The sequence below is a fragment of the uncultured Tateyamaria sp. genome, from assembly GCF_947497045.1.
Classification (GTDB): domain Bacteria; phylum Pseudomonadota; class Alphaproteobacteria; order Rhodobacterales; family Rhodobacteraceae; genus Tateyamaria.
Map to the genome: position 1 here is coordinate 1 of NZ_CANMEU010000034.1, position 3,420 is coordinate 3,420.

Below are 3,420 nucleotides of genomic sequence, written 5' to 3' on the forward strand. Positions count from 1 at the left end.
GAATGCCAAGCAGACCTGGGGCTTCGGCCTGTGCTTTCTGCATCTGCGGAACGTGAAGGGGTTCAAATGGAACCACAAGCGCGTCTATCGCATCTATCGCGAGCTGGAGCTGAACATGCGGATCAAGCCCCGTAAACGGCTGCAACGGGAGAAGCCTGAGCCACTGGCCGTGCCGGAAGCGCCGAATGAAGTCTGGTCGATGGACTTCATGGCTGATCAGTTGGCGGATGGCAGATCATTCCGAACGTTGAACGTGTTGGACAACTTCAATCGCGAAGGTCTGGCCATTGAGGTCGACTTCTCGCTGCCGTCAGGACGCGTCGTCCGGACATTGAACCAGATCATTGCGTGGCGAGGGAAGCCTCTTGCGATCAGGGTCGACAATGGCCCTGAATACGTCAGTGCCAGGCTCCAGAACTGGGCAGAGAAGGCTGGGATCGGCTTGATCTACATCCAGCCAGGCAAGCCTCAGCAGAATGCCTATGTCGAACGATACAACCGGACTGTCCGCACGGAATGGCTGGGGCGATATCACTTCCAGAGCATCGAAGAGGTCCAAGAGCATGCCACCCGCTGGCTCTGGACTTACAACAATGAAAGGCCAAATATGGGGATCGGGGGAATTACCCCGATACAGAAATTGAAGGCGGCTTAGATTCTACTGATGCGCCCCTCTAAAAATGGGGGGATTACCAGCGGTCTACCCTATGCTGGTTGGCTATTTGCTGATCGGGGTTATGATGCTGATTGGTTCCGAGAAGCCTTGGCAGACAGGGGAACGCCCTCCTGCATCCCAGGCCGCAAGTCCCGCTGTAAGGTCGTCAGATACGACAAGCGCCGCTACAGACGACACAATCGTATCGAACGGATGTTCGGCAGGCTCAAAGATTGGCGACGTGTCTCAGCCCGCTATTACCGATGCCCCAAGGTCTTCTTGTCAGCAATCGCTCTCGCCGCAACCGTCATATTCTGGTCATGAGTCCTGAGTCTAGAATTCTGCTTGCGCGTGGCGCGCTTGATGTCTTTGACGATCTTCTCGGCAGGGCTCGTCGTTGTCTTTCTCATCGTCCACTCCTCAGTGGTTACGATGAGCAACAAAACCTCTCTTAGCAAATCTCCCTAAATGGTCCCGTAGGCGCTCACGTCAGACAGTTTCAAGCCGATTAATGGCTCCTGAAACTACCACCCGGAATGCGGGTGTTGCAATCATCAAATCGACATGACATCAATATCCTAACAGTAGCCTATAGAACTGCCTAAGCTGATGCACTGCTTTGATCAGTTGAAACAGTTTTTTTTGCAATAGTGGTTTTTGAATGAATGGCTCTTGGGCTAATAAGTATCTAATGCTGAGCGTTCTGTCTTCTGCAATCCTATCTTCCGTTTTTTGCATTCAAGTCGCAGACCTAGCGTCAGCAGACGTAGCTAAGCACTACAAACTTTCAGGAGGCAGGGAAGTAGTCGCATTGGAGAGGTTTAAGGAATGTACGCACTGCCCTGAGATGATCATGCTGCCACTAGGTAACTTCGTAATGGGTGCACCTCTTGCGCAGTCCGAGTACGTCTATAGACTGTGGAATAAGCCGGAGCCAGGGCAAAGAGTTGGGTTTGAACATGAAGGCCCGGAGCACAAAGTACGTATCGACTTACCGATTGCTATGGGGCGAAATGAGGTAACTCGCGCAGAATGGACGGCGTGCGTTGTCGACAATGGTTGTAGCCATATACCCGCAACAAAACATCTAAAATTTGGTGGTGGGTACTTTGTTGTTGATCACGCTCTACATCCTATTTTGAACGTTTCATATATTGATGCACTTGAATACATTGCTTGGCTGAACAAGCGTACGGGTCTGGATGTATATCGTCTACCAACCGAAGCGGAGTGGGAATACGCGGCACGAGCAGGCTCTACTACAAAGTTTGGTCAAGGGGATGTTCTTACAAGATATCAAGCAAACACCACGATTTTCGAATGGGTAGGTGAGCGGTACAAATCTGTTCCTGATAACAGAAGAATGCCTGTACGCGTCGACCAATTGGATGCTGCAAATGCATGGGGCCTCCGGCATATGGCTGGTAACCTTTCAGAGCACACATTGTCATGTTGGAGTGAACGGCATTTGTCTCTAGCGACTTCAAGCGCATATTTGGCGGAGGCTCAACGCATTTCTAGTTGTCGACGAGTTAGTAAGGGGGGCGACTTTGCGAGCGATGCTGAATATGCACGGCCAGCCAATCGGGGTAGTCAGTCTGAAAATAGCCGGTCCAAGATGGCGGGATTCCGAGTGGTCAGAGAATTTAGGGAGTGACTGAAATGAGCGGTGGAAGATACACAGATTTTGGGGTCTTGGAGGGAAATGTTGGAATTTTCTCTGTTTCAGGCCGTGTGCGCTCGGGGTTAGGTGATGTCTATGAGATCGACATTGGCACCTCTTTACCAACGGCTGGCAGTTTTACTATGACGCTGCGATTTGGCCCTCAGGGCAGAAATTTCGACAGCGTTTTGTCGATTTCTGGTGCTGTCGAAACAGAGTTAGAAGATATTGGAATTACACTAGGTGGAGTCAGTTTTAGTGGTGAAAATGTTTCACTTTCGATTGCTGGACGAGAGGCTAGCTACAGCAGAACTCAGATAAATTCGGACTTCGTAAATGATATAACTAGGATTACAGGCGAATCAAAGTTAGAGACTGCTCAAAAGGCCGCTGAAATACTAGGAGCTGGAATGGATGCACTCACTTCATTCTCAGAAGTTTTTATCATAAATTCAACAATACTCCCACCACGCGACACGTTTACTGCGCGTTTCGTTAAGGCGGGTGAGGCTCCAGATGAGATTGTCTCGGAAGTAAACTTGCCTACATATAGTTCGGTTATTGAAGGCTTTCCCACTACCGACCAAATAAATATTTATGGTGAGAATTTTGTCGTTGTCGTTTATGATGAAGGGCTGTCCTACAAGAGGGCTGAAGTCTACTACCGTGATGACAATTGGTCGCAGCTTCCTGATGAACTCGTAGGAGAAATTAGCCAAGCGGAGTGGATTGCGGAAGTGAACGCCGGGGCATTCCCGGCTGCGCTAATTGACAACGGCAATGTCTTCTTTACGCTCTCGACATTTGGATACACACGTTCGAGTGATGGTACAAACCCAGAAAGTGATGGGATTGCTTATCTAATTGACCCAGTAGACTCCATTGAGGTGGCGTTCAGCAACTCCTTCGATTTTGGTTCAAGCCAAATCAAAGACCGGATCGTCGATGGGACCATGTCAGGAGACACTATTGATCAAAATTTTGTCGATGCAGATGGCGATGACATTTCCGACCAAGGCCAGCTTATTCTGGCGGGTGACGGCGATGACGCGATCTATGACGGAGCTGGTGATGACACCGTTGAAGGCGGCGCCGGTCGTGA

General features: G+C 50.0%; 3 protein-coding genes and 2 pseudogenes. 4 read left to right on the plus strand and 1 reads right to left on the minus strand.

Features of this window, described 5'->3' with window-relative positions:
* Window positions 1-655 (plus strand): IS3 family transposase (locus tag Q0859_RS21315; protein ID WP_299155148.1); only part of this gene is annotated, 655 nt, incomplete at its 5' end.
* Window positions 656-700: 45 nt separating this feature from the next.
* Window positions 701-979: pseudogene (locus Q0859_RS21320) on the plus strand (transposase); the annotation flags it as partial.
* Here the strand turns inward: Q0859_RS21320 and Q0859_RS21325 are convergent.
* Complete coding sequence (locus Q0859_RS21325) at window positions 913-1,065, minus strand: hypothetical protein (protein WP_299155154.1); 153 nt, start codon at window positions 1,063-1,065, stop codon at window positions 913-915. The pseudogene Q0859_RS21320 and the gene Q0859_RS21325 sit on opposite strands and share 67 nt — an antisense overlap.
* A gap of 437 nt (window positions 1,066-1,502) precedes the next feature.
* On the opposite strand from Q0859_RS21325, the gene Q0859_RS21330 reads away from it, so the two are divergent.
* Window positions 1,503-2,312, plus strand: coding sequence for a formylglycine-generating enzyme family protein (locus Q0859_RS21330; protein ID WP_299155151.1), 810 nt, complete (start codon window positions 1,503-1,505; stop codon window positions 2,310-2,312).
* 5 nt (window positions 2,313-2,317) lie between these two features.
* Window positions 2,318-3,420: pseudogene (locus Q0859_RS21335) on the plus strand (hypothetical protein); the annotation flags it as partial.